The organism is Vogesella mureinivorans (assembly GCF_007644035.1).
In the GTDB taxonomy this organism is placed as follows: Bacteria; Pseudomonadota; Gammaproteobacteria; order Burkholderiales; family Chromobacteriaceae; genus Vogesella; species Vogesella mureinivorans.
The window spans coordinates 1-298 of record NZ_VMTV02000840.1 but is presented as its reverse complement, the minus strand read 5'-3'; the positions used below and the strand labels follow the sequence as shown (position 1 = coordinate 298).

At 69.5% G+C, this 298-nt stretch carries 1 protein-coding gene; it reads right to left on the bottom strand.

Annotated elements, in window-relative coordinates; translation table 11 throughout:
* Positions 1 to 298: bactofilin family protein (locus FLQ44_RS19875; protein ID WP_147695762.1), on the bottom strand; the 298-nt coding region annotated here is incomplete at both ends.

Here is a 298-nt window from a genome sequence, read left to right as displayed (position 1 = left end):
GCGCTTGGGCTCGGCGTTCTGGTGGATCAGCCGCCCGGTCAGCATCGAGCCGGCCTGCATCTCGACGGTGTGGTAGTGCACATTGCCCTCGACCCGCGCCGCTGCCGCCAGCTCGATCCGCTGGCTGGAGTGGATATCGCCGTGCAGCTGGCCGTTCACCACCACGTGCGGCGCGCGCACCTCGCCTTCGATGCTGCCGCGCTCGGACAGCGTGACCAGCGCGTTCGGGTCGGATTCGTCGGCGATCACCGCGCCTTCCACCCGGCCCTCGATGTACAGCCCGCCGCTGAAGTGGACA